This is a genomic window from Streptococcus sp. HMSC065H07 (assembly GCF_001837325.1).
GTDB lineage: Bacteria > Bacillota > Bacilli > Lactobacillales > Streptococcaceae > Streptococcus > Streptococcus salivarius_H.
Genome location: NZ_KV832017.1, coordinates 21,595 through 38,436, shown reverse-complemented (window position 1 = coordinate 38,436; position 16,842 = coordinate 21,595). Strand labels below are relative to the sequence as shown.

Annotated in this window: 14 protein-coding genes, 1 tRNA gene and 1 other annotated feature; of the genes, 10 read left to right on the top strand and 5 right to left on the bottom strand. The window is 36.8% G+C overall.

Going from position 1 to position 16,842, the window contains the following annotated elements:
- Positions 1-55 precede the first annotated feature (55 nt).
- Positions 56-129: transfer RNA gene (locus HMPREF2637_RS02045), tRNA-Asn, on the top strand.
- 96 nt (positions 130-225) lie between these two features.
- Here the strand turns inward: HMPREF2637_RS02045 and HMPREF2637_RS02040 are convergent.
- The 3 genes from HMPREF2637_RS02040 to HMPREF2637_RS02030 all read right to left on the bottom strand — a co-directional run bounded on the left by HMPREF2637_RS02040 (position 226) and on the right by HMPREF2637_RS02030 (position 5,431).
- Entirely contained in the window at positions 226-2,820 is a 2,595-nt protein-coding gene (locus tag HMPREF2637_RS02040; RefSeq protein ID WP_064523655.1) for a YfhO family protein, read from the bottom strand.
- Between the two features lie 49 nt (positions 2,821-2,869).
- On the bottom strand, positions 2,870-4,492 hold the full coding sequence (locus HMPREF2637_RS02035) for an ABC-F family ATP-binding cassette domain-containing protein (RefSeq protein WP_014632476.1): 1,623 nt from the start codon (positions 4,490-4,492) through the stop codon (positions 2,870-2,872).
- A 66-nt stretch (positions 4,493-4,558) separates the two neighbouring features.
- Positions 4,559-5,431 carry a YitT family protein gene (locus HMPREF2637_RS02030; protein ID WP_002883963.1) on the bottom strand — a complete coding sequence of 291 codons (873 nt, stop codon included), beginning with the start codon at positions 5,429-5,431 and terminating at the stop codon, positions 4,559-4,561.
- Positions 5,432-5,575: 144 nt separating this feature from the next.
- Positions 5,576-5,815 (top strand) — a binding site (T-box leader).
- Positions 5,816-5,859: 44 nt separating this feature from the next.
- On the opposite strand from HMPREF2637_RS02030, the gene trpS reads away from it, so the two are divergent.
- Both trpS and guaB read left to right on the top strand, forming a co-directional pair.
- On the top strand, positions 5,860-6,882 hold the full coding sequence (trpS, locus tag HMPREF2637_RS02025; RefSeq protein WP_037599375.1) for a tryptophan--tRNA ligase: 1,023 nt from the start codon (positions 5,860-5,862) through the stop codon (positions 6,880-6,882).
- 178 nt (positions 6,883-7,060) lie between these two features.
- Positions 7,061-8,542 carry an IMP dehydrogenase gene (gene guaB, locus HMPREF2637_RS02020; protein ID WP_064523650.1) on the top strand — a complete coding sequence of 494 codons (1,482 nt, stop codon included), beginning with the start codon at positions 7,061-7,063 and terminating at the stop codon, positions 8,540-8,542.
- A 181-nt stretch (positions 8,543-8,723) separates the two neighbouring features.
- Here the strand turns inward: guaB and recF are convergent, their stop codons facing one another.
- Positions 8,724-9,824 (bottom strand): DNA replication/repair protein RecF, encoded by a 1,101-nt coding sequence (gene recF, locus HMPREF2637_RS02015; protein ID WP_064523648.1) that lies wholly within the window; start codon positions 9,822-9,824, stop codon positions 8,724-8,726.
- A gap of 2 nt (positions 9,825-9,826) precedes the next feature.
- Positions 9,827-10,204, bottom strand: a complete 378-nt coding sequence (gene yaaA / locus HMPREF2637_RS02010; RefSeq protein ID WP_064523644.1) for a S4 domain-containing protein YaaA — start codon at positions 10,202-10,204, stop codon at positions 9,827-9,829.
- A gap of 77 nt (positions 10,205-10,281) precedes the next feature.
- Between yaaA and yfmF the strand changes: the two genes are divergently transcribed.
- The 7 genes from yfmF to HMPREF2637_RS01975 are packed head-to-tail and all read left to right on the top strand — an operon-like array spanning position 10,282 to position 16,730.
- Positions 10,282-11,532, top strand: coding sequence for an EF-P 5-aminopentanol modification-associated protein YfmF (yfmF, locus tag HMPREF2637_RS02005; protein ID WP_064523642.1), 1,251 nt, complete (start codon positions 10,282-10,284; stop codon positions 11,530-11,532).
- 1 nt (position 11,533) lies between these two features.
- A complete protein-coding gene (gene yfmH, locus HMPREF2637_RS02000; protein ID WP_064523639.1) occupies positions 11,534-12,811 on the top strand; it encodes an EF-P 5-aminopentanol modification-associated protein YfmH in 1,278 nt (425 codons plus the stop codon).
- A gap of 58 nt (positions 12,812-12,869) precedes the next feature.
- Positions 12,870-13,727 carry a helix-turn-helix domain-containing protein gene (locus HMPREF2637_RS01995; RefSeq protein WP_049545985.1) on the top strand — a complete coding sequence of 286 codons (858 nt, stop codon included), beginning with the start codon at positions 12,870-12,872 and terminating at the stop codon, positions 13,725-13,727.
- Positions 13,728-13,739: 12 nt separating this feature from the next.
- Positions 13,740-14,282: a CDP-diacylglycerol--glycerol-3-phosphate 3-phosphatidyltransferase gene (gene pgsA / locus HMPREF2637_RS01990; protein ID WP_002892178.1), complete on the top strand. Its 543-nt coding sequence runs from the start codon at positions 13,740-13,742 to the stop codon at positions 14,280-14,282.
- A gap of 12 nt (positions 14,283-14,294) precedes the next feature.
- Positions 14,295-15,125, top strand: coding sequence for an energy-coupling factor ABC transporter ATP-binding protein (locus tag HMPREF2637_RS01985; protein ID WP_064523636.1), 831 nt, complete (start codon positions 14,295-14,297; stop codon positions 15,123-15,125).
- Positions 15,101-15,943: an energy-coupling factor transporter ATPase gene (locus HMPREF2637_RS01980; protein WP_037599366.1), complete on the top strand. Its 843-nt coding sequence runs from the start codon at positions 15,101-15,103 to the stop codon at positions 15,941-15,943. The genes HMPREF2637_RS01985 and HMPREF2637_RS01980 overlap by 25 nt, the downstream gene beginning before the upstream one ends.
- Positions 15,936-16,730 (top strand): energy-coupling factor transporter transmembrane component T family protein, encoded by a 795-nt coding sequence (locus tag HMPREF2637_RS01975; protein ID WP_002892171.1) that lies wholly within the window; start codon positions 15,936-15,938, stop codon positions 16,728-16,730. The genes HMPREF2637_RS01980 and HMPREF2637_RS01975 overlap by 8 nt, the downstream gene beginning before the upstream one ends.
- Positions 16,731-16,842: the final 112 nt, after the last annotated feature.

The window sequence follows — 16,842 nt, the reverse complement described above, 5'->3', positions numbered from 1 at the left end:
GCGGTAACACGGGTTCGAATCCCGTACGGACTATTTTTGCTACTTAGCAGTTTTATCCGCCATAGCTCAGTTGGTAGTAGCGCATGACTGTTAATCATGATGTCGTAGGTTCGAGTCCTACTGGCGGAGTGATAAGACACCTCAAGTTGTATAGCTTGAGTTTTTTTGTACCCAAAGATAAATAGGTCTGGAACAATTGTTCCAGACCTATTTAATTTAAGATGATCAGCGTTTTTGAATAACGGTTATTTTTCTGATGAAATAAGCGTAGCAACAAAATATGATACTTGCCAATAGACTAATCACTAAACCTGTCTTAAGACCATAGGGAATGAAGGTTAGAACAACTTCACCTTTCCCACTAGGGACATCAACTTTCATGAACCCCTTTTGGGCTCGTTGAATCTTAACTTTTTTATGGTTTATAGTCGCTGTCCACCCCTTATCGTATGGAATGGTGAAGAATAGTGAGGCGTTCGTTTTACTACTATAATCAACGAACACTTTATTATTTGACGTCGTAACCTTACTATCACGTTCATTAATAGTATCCATAGCTATCTGATAGTTTTGAGTATCAAGGGCATAAAAACTAGGATTATCAAAGGATATTGCTTTATTGCCAGGAAAACTAAGTTTGATGGTAACCATTGATTCTGTTTCAAAGTAGCCAAGATCGAAGAAATCAAAGGTATTGTCAGTAACTTGATTCCTTGTCACACCATTTACAGTAATTGACAGAGAGTGGTTATTGTCATCGGACCAAGAAATATTAGGAACACTAACATAGAGTTGACTATGTGGTGGAGCGATGACTCGATAGGTGATTGTTACAAAATCTTTATTCGAGTTACTAACGTTTTTAGCCACGCGCTGATTCAAAGACTTAGCATCTTGATCAAAAAGTTGAGATGGAGCTCGTTTAAAATAGGTTAAGTTAAGTCCAGATAGAGCATTTAGCAAGTTAGTTTGATTGTCAAGCGTATTGACAGTGAAGTCAATATTCTTGTAAATGCCATCAGTTAAGATAGCAAGCTGGCTTGCATTATTATTTTGATAAAGCCCCATTGTTTTTTCAGAAGTTACGTGATTAAAACCATACTTATTAAGGTCAAAGTTCGATAAATTATATTTTATTCCGAAGAGACTATCAGCGATAATGGTGTTATTTTGGTAACGTAGGTTTAAATTAGTCCCTTCAGATTTGAAGCCTAACCTATCGAGTGTTGAGCTTGAAGCAGTATTTCGAATGGATGAAAACTGAGAAATACCATTATAGTTGAATTTCATACTGTCGTTACCAGTTTGAGCCTCTAACCTTTCAGTACGGTAAAAAGTCTTATTCGCTTGCTTAGTATCTGAAACTAGTTTTGTAATGGCAGACATATTTCGTAGATAGCCTTCACGAGTTGGGAATACCCACTCATTTCCCAGAGCTCCAACAACATAGTAAGTACTTAATGCAAGCTCAAAAATGCAGAATAAGAAGGTGAAACAGCGAAAAACACTCCCAGGAATTTGCTGTCTAAAATAGCTAATAAATAGAATGGCATAGGCTAGAAGAAATGCTAGGCTTAATAGCCAGGAGACTGATTCAATGAAGCTATAGTGAGATTGGAAAATCCAAGTTAGTAAGTAAGCGGTACTCAATCCTAAGAAAGATAGGAGGAGTCTTTTAAAAGAAAAGTTTTTAATTCGGTTGAGTGTTTCTCCTGCCAAAAGAACAATTAGGAGAGATAGGAGCCAAGAATAGCGATGGAGAAACATGTTGGGTGCATGCATTCCTTGCCAAAACAAATCAAGAGGCTGTAAGTAGAAGCTAGCGATAAAGAAAGCTACTAATAGGAGATAACCTATACGTAATGATAGCTTGACTTCCCTACTAATAAAGAAAAGTAGAAAAAGAATCAAAGGTAAGATTCCCACATAGATCATAGGTATTGATCCAAATTTAGTAGTATCGTAAACTCCAACGAGATTTTTCGCAAAGAAGTCAAAATAATAGGTGGACTCTGTCAATAAACTTGACGCACTTGTAAACTTTTCACCATGTGTGGTCAAGTCAAGTAGTGTTGGTAGTAGCATGACAGCACTACTTAAACCAGCAAGTATAGAAACAATTCCAAAGTCTATGAAATGAAGAATCTTACTCTTCCATCCCTTGATAGTTATCAATTGTACTATGGTGTAAAGGGTTAGGAAAATAGCCATCATATAACCAAAATAGTAATTTTGGATAAAAAGACAGGTTAGGCTAAAAAAGTATAAGCCCCGTTTATTGAATCTTAGTAAGAGGTGTAAACCTAATATGATTAGAGGTGCTAGAATAAAGGCATCTAGCCAGGTATTAATTTCTAACTGACTGGTAGCGAAGCTCATCAAAGAAAATCCTGTAGAAAGACATAGGATGAAACTTCTTGACACTTTTGTAAAGAGCCGCTTAAAACTAAAAGCTCCTGATAACCCAATAAGCCCGAATTTAAGGAGTGTTATATAATAAAAAGCATCGGCCATTTGGTTGACAGTAAAGAAATAGTAAAGTGGAGACAAGAAGGAACCTAGGTAATAGCTTGTTAGAGCATAGAAATTAAGCCCTAGACCACTTGTGAAGGTGTAAAAGAGGCTCCCATCTCCATGAAGTATATTCCGAAGTCCAGTTGCAAAAATCACATACTGATGAAAACCATCACTTGTTAAAATAGTCCGCTCACTACCAGGATAGATTTTTTGGCTATACAGCACCCCTATCATGATTAATACTGGCAAGAAAAAAGCAGCCAGATAAAATAATAAAGTCGTATGGTATTTTTTATTTGTCATAATGATACTAAGACAGGTTGGGATATCCCAACCTGCATCTTTTTATAGTTTAATCAGCCCATAGTGCTTTGACTTTAGCTTGCACTTCTTCATTTTCAAGGAACTCATCATAAGTTTCATCAATACGGTCAATGACCCCATTTTTAGAAACAACTACGATGTGGTTCGCTATTGTTTGGATAAATTCATGGTCATGACTGGCAAAGATAACAGACTCTTTGAAGTCACGGACGCCATCATTCAGACTTGAGATTGATTCCAAATCCAAGTGATTAGTAGGATCATCTAGAAGAAGGACGTTAGATTTCAAAAGCATGAGTTTAGAAAGCATGACACGTACCTTTTCTCCCCCTGAGAGAACACTAACAGATTTATTAACCTCATCCCCTGAGAAGAGCATACGCCCAAGGAATCCACGCAAGAAAGTATCATCATCTTCACCTTTTTCGGCAAATTGACGGAGCCATTCGAGAATTGATTCACCGGATGCAAAGTCTTTAGAATTGTCTTTTGGAAGGTAAGAACGGCTAGTAGTAACACCCCATTTGATTGTACCTTCGTAGTCAATATCCCCGGCAAGAGCACGAATCAATGCAGTTGTTTGAATATCGTTTTGACCGATGATGGCAGTCTTATCTCCTGGTCGCAAGATGAAACTAATATTGTCAAGAATAGTCTCACCATCCATCTTAACAGTGAGATTTTCAACTGTTAGAAGGTCATTACCGATTTCACGCTCTGCTTTGAAATTGATGAATGGGTATTTACGACTTGATGGGACGATTTCTTCTAGCTCAATTTTATCAAGCATTTTCTTACGAGAAGTGGCTTGTTTAGATTTTGAAGCGTTGGCAGAGAAACGTGCAACGAATTCTTGAAGTTCCTTAATTTTTTCTTCTGCTTTGGCATTACGGTCAGCCTGCAAGCGTGCAGCCAATTCTGAAGATTGTTTCCAGAAGTCATAGTTACCGACATAGAGTTTGATTTTACCAAAGTCAAGATCGGCCATATGCGTACACACCTTATTCAAGAAGTGACGGTCATGGGATACGACAATGACCGTATTTTCAAAATCAATCAAGAAATCTTCAAGCCAAGAGATTGACTGGATATCAAGACCATTGGTAGGTTCGTCAAGAAGAAGTACATCAGGTTTACCAAAGAGTGCTTTTGCAAGGAGAACCTTGACCTTGTCACCATTAGCCAATTCACTCATGTTTTGATAGTGAAGGTCTTCTGAGATATTTAGATTCTGAAGCAATTGTGAGGCTTCGCTTTCAGCTTCCCAACCACCTAATTCAGCAAAGAGTCCTTCTAGTTCAGCAGCACGGACACCATCTTCATCTGAAAAATCTTCTTTCATGTAGATGGCATCTTTTTCTTTCATGATATCGTAGAGACGTTCATTACCCATGATAACAACATCGATAACGCGTTCTTCTTCATAGTCAAAGTGGTTCTGACGAAGGACAGAAAGACGTTCATCAGGACCAAGAGAGATGTGTCCTGTTGTTGGTTCGATATCACCAGCTAAAATTTTCAAAAAAGTAGATTTACCAGCACCATTAGCACCGATAAGACCATAAGTATTACCTGGCGTGAAGGCAATGTTAACATCATCAAAAAGTTTACGATCGCTAAAACGAAGCGATACATCTGATACAGTAAGCATATAATATCCTTTATTTTTATTCTTAACTACTATTTTACGAGAAATTAGACTTTATTTCAATTGATTTTACAAGGGATTAATAAAGTCATTTGGAACTCTTTGGTAATCTTTTTGGAGGCTAAATCCACGTCCCATAACTGTAGAAGCAGGAACAATGACGATAAAGGCAGTTTCATCTATTTTTTGGATTTCTTCTTGGACTTTTGGAACCTCATGAGTTGACAAGGTAGTCATAATCATATTTTGTGCATGTCCGGTATGTCCACCAAGAACTGGAATTTTTGTTGCTCCTCGATCAGCCACTCTAGTGATGTAGTTTAGGATTTGTTCACTATTTTGCGAAATGATTAGAAGATTTCGTGATGAATTGAGTCCGACCATCATTTTATCAATTGTAAGAGAAACAACTCCAAGTGAGAGAATGGAATACATAACAGTATCAGGAGGAAAGGCAATAGCACTGATTGCAACAATGATTCCATCGACAATAAGTAGTACCATTCCTAGTGGGAGTGGTGTATATTTGTTGAGAATTTGTGTGATAATTCCAGTTCCTCCAGTTGAGGAATTTCCATAAAAGACTATCCCTAGTCCTAGCCCTAATACAATCCCACCAAAAATAGCAGCCAACAAAGGTTGTTTGGTGAGTGTAGGTAAGCCCTCAGTTAATTTAATAAAAGTTGGGAAGACAAGAGACCCATAGAAGGTTTTTAGGAGAACTTCGCGGCCAAGAAAGAACCAACATAAAATTAACAAAGGGATGGTTGTTGCTAAGACGAAGTTAGCATTATTCCAACCAAAAAGGGCGTTTAAACTAATGGCTAGCCCTCCGACACCACCTGAAGCAATATTATTCTTAACTAAAAGTGAGTTATAGCCAACCGCAGCAATAAAAGAACCGAGTGTAACTAAAAGTATGTCTATTATTCGACGTTTCATATATTATCTCCTAGAAATGATATTCTTATTATCAAGTCTTTTTAAGTTTCCGTCAAGTAATGACTATTTTGGTTGTGTCTGATGTTGTGTTTCACGTGAAACTATAAACATAATCTTGACAAAAATAGATAAAACAATGTAGAATAATAGTCATCAGAAGAGTAATTCTATCCTTTTTTATAGAGAGCTGGTGGTTGCTGAAAATCAGTATGAAGGTGGAATGAATGGGCTGAAGAGAATTGACGATTAACGTGAACACATAAACGTTAGGTTTGGCACCCCTTATCGTGCAACTTCTTTGTTGAGAAGGTTTGAGATGATAGCTGCAGAAAGAGTTATCAACTGAGGTGGTACCGCGTATCAAAAGTGATTAACGCCCTCACGCATGTTTTTGCGTGGGGATTTTTTTGTATTAGAGAGGTAATTATATGACGAAACCTATTATTTTGACGGGAGACCGTCCAACAGGGAAACTTCATCTAGGACACTATGTTGGTAGTTTAAAAAATCGTGTCCTTTTACAAAACGAAGATAAATATAACATGTTTGTCTTCTTGGCTGATCAGCAAGCTCTTACGGATCACGCAAAAGAGTCAGAGATCATCAAAGAATCAATTGGGAATGTTGCTTTAGATTATCTCTCTGTAGGTTTGGATCCAACGAAGTCGACTATTTTCATTCAAAGTCAGATTCCTGAGTTGGCTGAGTTGACTATGTATTACATGAACCTAGTTTCATTGGCACGTTTAGAGCGTAACCCAACGGTTAAGACGGAAATTGCTCAAAAAGGCTTCGGAGAATCTATTCCAACAGGCTTTCTAGTTTATCCAATTTCTCAGGCAGCTGATATCACAGCCTTTAAAGCAAATTATGTTCCTGTAGGTAATGACCAAAAGCCAATGATTGAGCAGACACGTGAAATTGCACGTAGCTTCAATCATACTTATCATTGTGATATTTTGGTTGAGCCAGAGGGAATCTACCCTAAAAATGAAGCTGCAGGACGCCTTCCAGGTCTAGACGGAAATGCTAAGATGTCAAAATCCTTGGGTAATGGTATCTTCCTTTCAGATGATGAAGACACTGTTCGTAAAAAAGTCATGAGCATGTATACGGATCCAAATCATATTCGTGTGGAAGATCCAGGCCAAATTGAAGGTAATATGGTTTTCCATTATCTTGATATCTTTGGTCGCGAAGAGGATGCTACTACAATTGCTGAAATGAAAGAACATTATCAACGAGGTGGTTTAGGAGATGTGAAGACAAAACGTTATCTTCTAGAAATCTTAGAACGTGAGTTGGCTCCAATTCGTGAACGTCGTTTAGAATATGCCAAGGATATGGGAGAAGTTTTCCGTATGCTTGAAAAAGGTAGTCAAGCAGCGCGTGAAGTTGCTGGACAAACATTGGCGGAAGTAAAAGAAGCGATGGGAATTAAGTATTTCTAAGAAATAAAAAGTAGGGACTCAAGATAATCTGGAGCCCTATTTTTATTTGGAAAAAGGTTTTCTTAGAATCTTATGCGAAATCTGTTGACAAATCATTTTAGCATGATATGATATTAACAATTAAAAAATAGGCTGGGGTATTTGTACCTCAAAACTTTGAGAAAAGAGGACGATTATAATGTCAAATTGGGACACTAAATTCTTGAAAAAAGGTTACACTTTTGATGACGTATTGCTTATTCCTGCGGAAAGTCATGTTCTACCAAACAACGTCAACTTGAAGACGAATTTGGCTAAAAATTTGACATTAAATATCCCAATTATCACTGCAGCCATGGATACGGTCACAGATAGTAAGATGGCTATCTCAATTGCTCGTGCAGGTGGTTTGGGTGTCATTCACAAAAACATGTCTATTGCGGAACAAGCTGAAGAAGTTCGAAAAGTAAAGCGCTCTGAAAATGGTGTCATCATTGATCCATTCTTCCTAACGCCTGAAAATAAAGTTGCTGAAGCTGAAGAGTTGATGCAACGTTACCGTATCTCAGGGGTTCCGATTGTTGAGACACTTGAAAATCGTAAATTGGTTGGTATTATCACAAACCGTGATATGCGTTTTATCTCTAATTACGATACTCCAATTTCAGAACACATGACTTCTGAGAAATTGGTCACTGCTCCAGTTGAAACAGATCTTGAAACGGCTGAAAGTATTCTTCATGAGCATCGTATTGAAAAGCTACCTCTAGTTGATGAAGAAGGTCGTTTATCAGGACTTATTACTATTAAGGATATCGAAAAAGTTATTGAGTTTCCTAATGCAGCTAAGGATGAGTTCGGTCGTCTTTTGGTAGCAGGTGCTGTAGGTGTTACTTCTGATACCTTTGAACGTGCAGAAGCTCTTTTTGAAGCAGGCGCAGATGCTATTGTCATTGATACTGCACATGGTCATTCAGCAGGTGTTCTTCGTAAAATTGCTGAAATTCGTGCCCACTTCCCAGACCGTACTTTGATTGCAGGAAATATCGCAACAGCTGAAGGTGCGCGTGCACTTTATGAAGCAGGTGTCGATGTTGTTAAAGTAGGTATCGGACCAGGTTCTATTTGTACAACACGTGTGGTTGCGGGTGTAGGTGTTCCTCAAGTCACTGCTATTTACGATTCAGCTAGTGTTGCGCGTGAATACGGAAAAACAATCATTGCTGATGGTGGTATCAAATACTCAGGTGATATTGTAAAAGCTCTTGCAGCAGGTGGTAATGCTGTAATGCTTGGTTCTATGTTTGCTGGTACTGATGAAGCACCAGGTGAAACTGAGATTTTCCAAGGTCGTAAATACAAATCTTACCGTGGTATGGGATCAATTGCAGCGATGAAGAAGGGATCAAGCGATCGTTACTTCCAAGGTGCAGTTAATGAAGCGAATAAACTTGTTCCAGAAGGAATTGAAGGCCGTGTAGCTTATAAGGGTTCTGCTGCTGATATCGTATTCCAATTGATTGGCGGTATCCGTGCAGGTATGGGTTATACAGGTGCAGAAGATATCCAGGCTTTACATGACAAAGCTCAGTTTGTTGAAATGTCAGGTGCAGGACTTATTGAAAGTCACCCTCACGATGTTCAAATTACAAACGAGGCGCCTAACTACTCAGCTCATTAAAAAAACATAAAAGTACTTACTTCAGGTAAGTACTTTTTCTTTACATTGGTTTTTACAGTAGGTTTACAATATATTTACACAAAAAAAATTGTCAATAAAGGGTTTGGGTGAGTTTTTGTTTACACTTTTTTTAACATCACTTGTCATATATGTAAAACACAGAAAACAGAAAAAAAGTCGCTTAATCGACTTGTTTTTCACAAATAATACCATTCTTGACTAAGAAGGTCTTTAAATCGGGTGGTAGGTTACTCAGATGATCAAGTGAAGTTGTCGTCATGAAGGTTTGAACCTCTTCGTCAATACTTTCTAACAGTTTGAGTTGACGGTGATTGTCAAGCTCACTCATGACATCATCGAGGAGAAGAATTGGAAATTCACCTGTTACTTTTTTTATCAGAGCAATCTCAGCCATTTTTAAAGAAAGAATGAGACTACGTTGTTGCCCCTGACTGCCGAAAGATGCGTTCATGTCATTAATGTAAAATGTCAAATCATCCCTATGTGGACCAACACCAGTGTTCTTTTTGAAGATATCCCTTTTGCGATTTTGCTTTAACGTGGTTAAAAATGATTCACGAATAACTTTGTTATTCCCGAATGGGATATTAGATTCGTAGGAGATTTTAAGGCGCTCTATCTGATTTGAGAGATTACTATGATGTCTATCTGCCTCTTCCTCTAATTGCTTGATAAATTCTAGTCTATGTTCGATAACGCGTGCTCCAAAATCGGAAAGCTGTTCATCTAACACTGAGAGAAAATTAATGTCTACATTGTCAGTAGATTTGAGATAGGCATTACGTTGCTTGAGTACATGATTATAACTTGATAGGTCTGAAAGGTAAACAGGCTTAATCTGTCCTAAATCAATATCTATAAATTTACGTCTTAGGCTTGGCGATCCCTTTACAAGTTGTAAATCCTCAGGAGCAAAGAGTACCACTGTCATGTGACCGATATAATCGGATAATTTAGCTTGTTTGAGGTGGTTGACCTTTGTTATGCGGCCTTTATTAGATAAACTGATTTCCAGAGGTAGCTTTCCACTATGATGATGCACGATGCCGTTCAGTTTGAGAGTATTTTGCTGAAATTGAATCAGTTCCTTATCTGAACGGGTCCTATGACTACGTGTCAATGCTAGAAAATAGATGGCCTCAAGAATATTTGTTTTTCCTTGAGCATTGCGACCAAGAAAAATATTGAGATGAGGTGAGAAGCTCACAGAGGCTTCAGTATAATTTCTAAAGTGTTGAATATCAATATTTTCGAGCCACATAGTTAGGTTCCTGGGAAACGAACGGGTTTTCGTTTAGTTTTATTGCCTTCTTTTGACGGATGTGCCTTTTGTTTCTTTTTATTATCCTGATTCATTTTTTTTACAATGGCAGCAATACGTGCTTTTTCAGCGACTTCTTTTTGATGCTCTTCAATTTCATTTGTTGTAGGAGCTACAATCGTTATTTCAAGTTTCTCAGACGGAATGGTAATAACATCTCCATAACGAAGTTTTTTTCCACGACGTTTTTCATCTTCACCATTGAATAAAACGGTATTGTTAGCTAAAAAACCTTTAATAGCTCCGCCACTATGAATGATACTTAATTCTTTTAAAAGTGCCTGCAGTGTGATGTATTCATCAAATAATTTATATTCCATAGTACCTCAACTTTCTCTTGAGATAAGATAGCATAAAAATGGTATAATTGGAAGCATAAACTTTTTAGAGGTTATCAATGAAAATTGCTGATGGTGTCTATGTACACTTCATTCCAACACAAAAATATAAAACTAATCGTATTGTTTTTCGAATGACAGGTTCTTTGAATAAACAAACAATTGCTAAACGAGCTCTGGTTTCACAAATGTTGGCTACAGCCAATCAGACGTATCCAACAGTACAGTCTTTTAAAGAGAGATTAGCTTCTCTTTATGGAACACAGTTGTCAACTAGAGTGTTAACTAAAGGCTTGACACATAGTGTTGACATAGAGTTGACATACCTGAAAGATGCCTTTATCCCTACGAATAATGGATTATTTTGGGAAGTCCTAGGATTTTTGAAAGAGTGTCTTTACAAGCCACTGTCAAGAGTAGCTCAATACCAAAATAAAGTATTTGATATAGAGAAGCAAAATTTAAAGACCTACCTTGATGTTGACACAGAGAATAATTACTATTACAGTGAAGTTAAGGGAAGAGAGCTTTATTTTGTAAATGAGGGATTGAAAGTTCCCAAATATGGTCAAGCAGAACTTGTTGAAGCCGAGACTTCGTTTACAGCTTATCAAGAATTTCAAAGTATGTTGACAAGAGATCGTATTGATATCTTTATGGTTGGAGAATTTGATGATTATCAAGTACTCCAAGGTTTACATCGTTTTCCTTTGGAGGGACGTCAAGTTGATTTACAGTTTAGCTATAGTCAACCTTATGTCAATGTGGTGAAAGAAAAGATAGAACCTAGACAGAGTAGTCAATCTATTTTACAATTAGGGTACCAATTTTCATGTCAATATGGAGATAAAGATTACTTTGCTTTAATTGTATTCAATGCCATGTTTGGTGAATTTGCCCACTCTGCTTTATTTACAACGCTTCGAGAAAAGGAAGGACTGGCTTATTCAATTAGTAGTCAATTTGATGTCTTTACAGGTTTACTAGAAGTTTACGCTGGAATTGAAAAATCTAATAGAAATCAGGCTATGCGAGGAATTAGTAGAGAATTGAATTACATTAAATTAGGACGTTTTTCAAGTTCTCTCCTGAATCAAACCAAAAAAATCATACGAATGAATGCCCTACTCTCTGAAGATCATGCCTTAACATTGGTGGAACAACGGTTTAATAAGGTGATTTTTGGCGATAAAAGTCTTTCATTAGAGAATTGGTTAGATGAGATTGAGAAGGTTACTAAAAAAGATGTTTGCCGTGTAGCGCGTCAAGTTAAGCTACAGAGTTTGTTCTTTTTAGAAGGAGTGTCTTAGAATGGCTGCTTTGAAGAAACGTTATTATCAAAAAATTGATGAAGAAGTTTATTCAGCAATTTTAGATAATGGTATGTCTTTATCAATTATTAAGAAAAAAGGATTTTTAGAAAAAGCCGCCTTTCTGTCAACGAATTTTGGGGCGCTAGATAATCACTTTTATATTGATGGTGAGTTACAATCTTACCCTGCAGGTATTGCTCATTTTCTGGAACACAAGCTATTTGAGGATGAGCAGGGAAGGGATGTGACATTGGATTTTGTCAAGCTTGGAGCTGATGTCAATGCTTTTACAACCTTGGATAAGACAACATATTATTTCTCTACCCTTGACCACTTTGAGGAGTCTTTAGAAGTTTTATTAAAGTTTACATCAAAGTTTACAAGTTCCGAAGATTCTGTCAACCATGAAAAAAGAATTATTGAACAAGAAATAAATATGTATCAGGATGATCCTGATTATAGAGTATATCTGGGTTGTTTGCAAAGTTTGTATCCTAATACTATATTAGAACAAGATATTGCTGGAAGTGTTGATAGCATTGAAAAAATTACTGTAAATGACTTGAAAGATAATTTTGACTGCTTTTACAGACCAGCAAACTGCCATCTCGTTTTGGTAGGTGATTTTGATGTTGAAGATATTTACACTTTTGTCAATGAAAAACAAAGCGAGTTTACACTACCTGAGAGAATAGTTGAAAAAGAAAAGAACCCCATTGAGTCAGATATCCAAAAATTAGATAGTCTTCAAATGGAGATTTTCATCTCAAAGCTAGCCATTGGTTTTAAGAGTGTTCCTTTTACTGATAATCGTATGAGAGAAAACATACTGGTACAGTTATTGTTTAATTTACTGTTTGGCTGGACGTCTCCTTATTATCAAAATTGGTATGCTGAAGGAAAAATAGACGAGTCCGTATCAATTGAATACGAGGTATCTAATCGATATTCATTTGTCATTATGACTATGGACACTGCAGAACCTATCCGTATGTCAAGCTTAATTCGTCAAGTGATGACGTCGGCAGATAAAAAAAGACTGTTGACGGATGAGGCATTGGATTTGCAAAAGAAAGCTTTGTATGGTGAATTTTTACGTAGTCTAGACAATATCCAGAATTTAGGAAGTCAGTATTTAGCTTATTTTGAGAATGATAAAACATACTTTGATTTTGGTCAGGAACTGATGAGCATTACTTCCAAGGATTTGAAGGATTTTTTGAATCATTATCTCTCAAATATAGAGATTACCGATTTTGTTGTCTTCCCTAAATAAGTGATTATTTGCTATAATAGAGACACGAAAACAAAGAAGAATATTAGAAAGGGGAAAAATGAAGTTACACTCTCTAGGTGAGCAATTACGTGCAGCACGTATAAAGAAAGAATTAAGTTTATATGATGTAGAAAAAATTTCTGGAGTCGAAGCTCAGTTTCTTCTGGCTATGGAAATGGATCAACTTAAAGCTTTGCCAGAGGACATTCAGCAAGAAGCGCTTGAAAAGTATGCCACTTCGGTTGGTTTAGATGGAAAGCGTCTGTTTGAGGAGCAAAGACAGAACGAGCAAAAACTAAAAAAAGAAAAGAAAACAGTTGAACGTAAGGAAGAAAGCTTAGCTACCAAAGCTCCTATGTCACGCTTTTTAAAGCATAAACGTGAAGAAAAAAGAAAGTCTAACTATCTACCTTTACTAATTCTTAGTGCGGTTTCGTTACTTATCATTTGTTCAGTAGGTTATATTATTATTAGACATCTCTCTAATCAACCTCAGGTGATAAAACCGAATACTATCTCTACAGTTAATCATCTATCAACGGCTAGTAAGGCTAAATCGTCACGAAGCATTTCTGAGGTTACCGTTTCAGGGGCAAATGTAACAACGACAACTCAAGGAAATCAACTAATGGTTGATTTCTCCAATGTAAATTCTTCAGTAGTTTTAGATGTGGAGTTATCAAAAGATAGTGATGACACATGGTTTTCAGTAGATAACTCAGATACTTCAGAGAGTTACCTCCTTTCAAAAACGAAAAATTCAAAATACTCTTTAGATTTTTCTGATAAAACGAAACCAACTCAAATTATTATTGCTCAATCTTCAAAAGTAACTCTAAAGGTAAATGGGGAGTCACTTGATTTATCTCAATTAGATAAAAATACACCTAGCTACCTAACATTAAGAATCCAATAGAATCGAGAAGAAATGTTTAAAAAAGAAAATTTACCTAATTTATTGACACTTGCTAGAATTGTTTTGATTCCTATCTTTTTACTGATGACATCACTTGCGTCAAGTAATGTCATGCATATTGCTGCGGCGGTTGTCTTTGCTATTGCCAGTATTACAGATTATTTAGATGGCTATTTGGCACGAAAATGGCATGTTGTTACTAATTTCGGGAAATTTGCAGATCCATTGGCAGATAAGATGCTAGTGATGTCAGCATTTATTATGTTAGTCGGTATTGATCAAGCGCCAGCCTGGGTGGTTTCAGTTATTATCTGTCGTGAGCTTGCAGTCACAGGTCTTCGTCTTTTATTAGTGGAAAACGGTGGTACAGTTCTCGCTGCAGCTATGCCTGGTAAGATTAAGACAGTGACTCAGATGTTATCTATCATTCTATTATTGTGTCATTTGCATTTTATTGGAACAATTATGCTTTATATCGCTTTGTTCTTTACAATTTACTCAGGCTATGATTATTTCAAAGGTGCAGGTTTCTTATTTAAGGATACTTTCAAGTAGTACGATAAACAAATGATTGAAATAAAAAATTTAAAGTTTAAATATCATCAAGATCAACCATCCTATATTCTTGATGATGTATCGTTTCACGTGAAACGTGGGGAGTGGCTATCCATTGTAGGGCATAATGGTTCTGGAAAATCCACGACAGCACGTCTTATTGACGGACTATTAGTGGCAGAGTCTGGGCAGATTATCGTTGATGGTCAAGAATTAACAGAAGAGAATGTCTGGGATATTCGTGATAAGATTGGCATGGTCTTTCAAAATCCAGATAATCAATTTGTTGGGGCAACTGTTGAAGACGATGTTGCTTTTGGTCTTGAAAATAAAGGTGTTCCCTATGAAGAAATGGCTTCAAGAGTTCAAGAGGCTCTGGAATTTGTAGGAATGTCAGAATTTAAGGATAGAGAGCCAGCTAGATTATCTGGAGGTCAAAAACAACGTGTGGCTATCGCAGGTATTGTAGCTATGAGACCATCAATTTTGATTTTGGATGAGGCAACTAGCATGCTGGACCCAGAAGGTCGCCAGGAATTGATTCAATCTATTAAAGCTATTCGTAAAGAATACGGAATGACTGTTTTATCAATTACTCATGATCTCGATGAGGTCGCTTTGAGTGACCGTGTTTTGGTTTTGAAAAAAGGTAAAGTGGAGTCTATTTCAAGTCCTCGTGAACTATTTAGTAGAGGCACAGAGTTGGTTGACTTAGGTTTGGATATCCCTTTTAGTGCATTATTAACTCAAAAGCTAAGAAATAAAGGTCTGATAGAGTGTGAAGACTATCTGACAGAAAAGGAATTGGTAGAACAATTATGGGAATCTCTCTCGAAAATGTAAGTTATATCTATCAAGAGGGTACTCCTTTTGAGGGGCGTGCCCTTTTTGAATTGACAACGACGATAAAAGATGGTTCATATACAGCCTTTATTGGACATACAGGAAGTGGTAAATCTACTATTATGCAGCTCTTGAATGGCCTCTATATACCAACTAGTGGTCAGGTTCAAGTTGATGATACTATCATAACCAGTCAATCAAAGAACAAGGACATAAAACCAATTCGTAAGAAAGTAGGTTTAGTTTTTCAATTTCCAGAAAGTCAGTTATTTGCAGAGACTGTTTTAGAAGATGTTGCCTTTGGACCTCAAAATTTCGGAGTTTCTAAGGAAGAAGCAGAACAACGTGCTATTGAAAGTCTAAAATTAGTTGGACTCCCGGAAGAATTTCATGGACAGAATCCTTTTGATTTATCAGGAGGGCAAATGCGACGTGTTGCCATTGCAGGGATTCTAGCTATGCAACCAGATATTCTAGTGCTGGATGAACCGACTGCCGGTCTAGACCCACAGGGACGGAAGGAATTGATGTCTCTCTTTAAGGAGTTACATCTTTCTGGAATGACGATTGTTTTAGTCACTCACTTGATGGATGATGTTGCCGATTATGCGACAGCTGTAAATGTTATGGAAAAAGGGCAACTGGTATTTTCGGGAGCTCCTAAAGATGTTTTTCAAAAGGTTACTTTTCTTAAAGAAAAGCAATTAGGTGTTCCTAAAATTACAGAGTTTGCACTACAGCTACAAGAAAAAGGTTATCGATTTGAAACTCTCCCTATTACAATCGAGGAATTCGTAGAGGTGGTGTCGCATGGATAAGTTAATTATTGGACGTTATATTGTTGGGGACTCTTTTATACACCGATTAGACCCTAGAAGTAAATTATTAGCCATGCTGATTTATATTGTTATTATCTTTTGGGCTAATAATCCCTTAACTTATGCTGTAATAACTTTATTTACACTTTTCTTGGTTTTCTTGTCTAAAATAAAACTTGGTTTCTTTTTAGGTGGAATTAAACCAATGATTTGGATTATTTTATTTTCTACCCTATTTCAAGTTTTCTTCAATACAAAAGGGAGTGTGCTTTGGTCTATCGGCTTTTTAAAGATTACGGAAGTCGGTTTAAATCAAGGTTGGATGATATTTCTTAGATTTATCCTCATTATTAGTTTTTCTACCCTACTTACTCTAACGACAACACCTTTAAGTTTATCTGATGCAGTTGAATCACTTTTAAAACCACTTACTGTTTTCAAAGTGCCAGCACATGAAATTGGTTTAATGCTATCTTTGAGTCTACGTTTTGTACCAACTTTGATGGATGATACGACTCGTATTATGAATGCTCAAAAGGCGCGTGGTGTTGACTTTGGTGAAGGAAATATTATTCAGAAGGTACGGTCAATAATACCTATTTTAATTCCTTTGTTTGCATCAAGCTTTAAACGAGCAGATGCTCTGGCGATTGCTATGGAAGCACGAGGCTATCAAGGTGGTGAAGGACGAACAAAATATCGTCGACTTTCATGGAATAGTCGAGATACCTTATCAATTATTGCTATTTTAGCTTTAGGATTAATGCTTTTTTATCTTAAGAGTTAATTTGTTGAGATAAATAAAAACTAGGTCTTAAGACCTAGAAGTTTTAGATGGACGCCCACGTAGGTGTTCTTTTTTCGTCTAATCCCAACCTACTTGTAATATTTTTAATATC

Excerpts from the sequence above, each read along its gene's own strand:
- guaB (WP_064523650.1), top strand. The coding sequence starts at position 7,061 with ATGTCAAATTGGGACACTAAATTCTTGAAAAAAGGTTACACTTTTGAT.
- yaaA (WP_064523644.1), bottom strand. The coding sequence starts at position 10,204 with ATGGAATATAAATTATTTGATGAATACATCACACTGCAGGCACTTTTA.
- HMPREF2637_RS02030 (WP_002883963.1), bottom strand. The coding sequence starts at position 5,431 with ATGAAACGTCGAATAATAGACATACTTTTAGTTACACTCGGTTCTTTT.
- HMPREF2637_RS01975 (WP_002892171.1), top strand. The coding sequence starts at position 15,936 with ATGGATAAGTTAATTATTGGACGTTATATTGTTGGGGACTCTTTTATA.
- HMPREF2637_RS02040 (WP_064523655.1), bottom strand. The coding sequence starts at position 2,820 with ATGACAAATAAAAAATACCATACGACTTTATTATTTTATCTGGCTGCT.
- yfmF (WP_064523642.1), top strand. The coding sequence starts at position 10,282 with ATGAAAATTGCTGATGGTGTCTATGTACACTTCATTCCAACACAAAAA.
- yfmH (WP_064523639.1), top strand. The coding sequence starts at position 11,534 with ATGGCTGCTTTGAAGAAACGTTATTATCAAAAAATTGATGAAGAAGTT.
- HMPREF2637_RS01985 (WP_064523636.1), top strand. The coding sequence starts at position 14,295 with ATGATTGAAATAAAAAATTTAAAGTTTAAATATCATCAAGATCAACCA.
- HMPREF2637_RS02035 (WP_014632476.1), bottom strand. The coding sequence starts at position 4,492 with ATGCTTACTGTATCAGATGTATCGCTTCGTTTTAGCGATCGTAAACTT.
- trpS (WP_037599375.1), top strand. The coding sequence starts at position 5,860 with ATGACGAAACCTATTATTTTGACGGGAGACCGTCCAACAGGGAAACTT.
- pgsA (WP_002892178.1), top strand. The coding sequence starts at position 13,740 with ATGTTTAAAAAAGAAAATTTACCTAATTTATTGACACTTGCTAGAATT.
- recF (WP_064523648.1), bottom strand. The coding sequence starts at position 9,824 with ATGTGGCTCGAAAATATTGATATTCAACACTTTAGAAATTATACTGAA.
- HMPREF2637_RS01980 (WP_037599366.1), top strand. The coding sequence starts at position 15,101 with ATGGGAATCTCTCTCGAAAATGTAAGTTATATCTATCAAGAGGGTACT.
- HMPREF2637_RS01995 (WP_049545985.1), top strand. The coding sequence starts at position 12,870 with ATGAAGTTACACTCTCTAGGTGAGCAATTACGTGCAGCACGTATAAAG.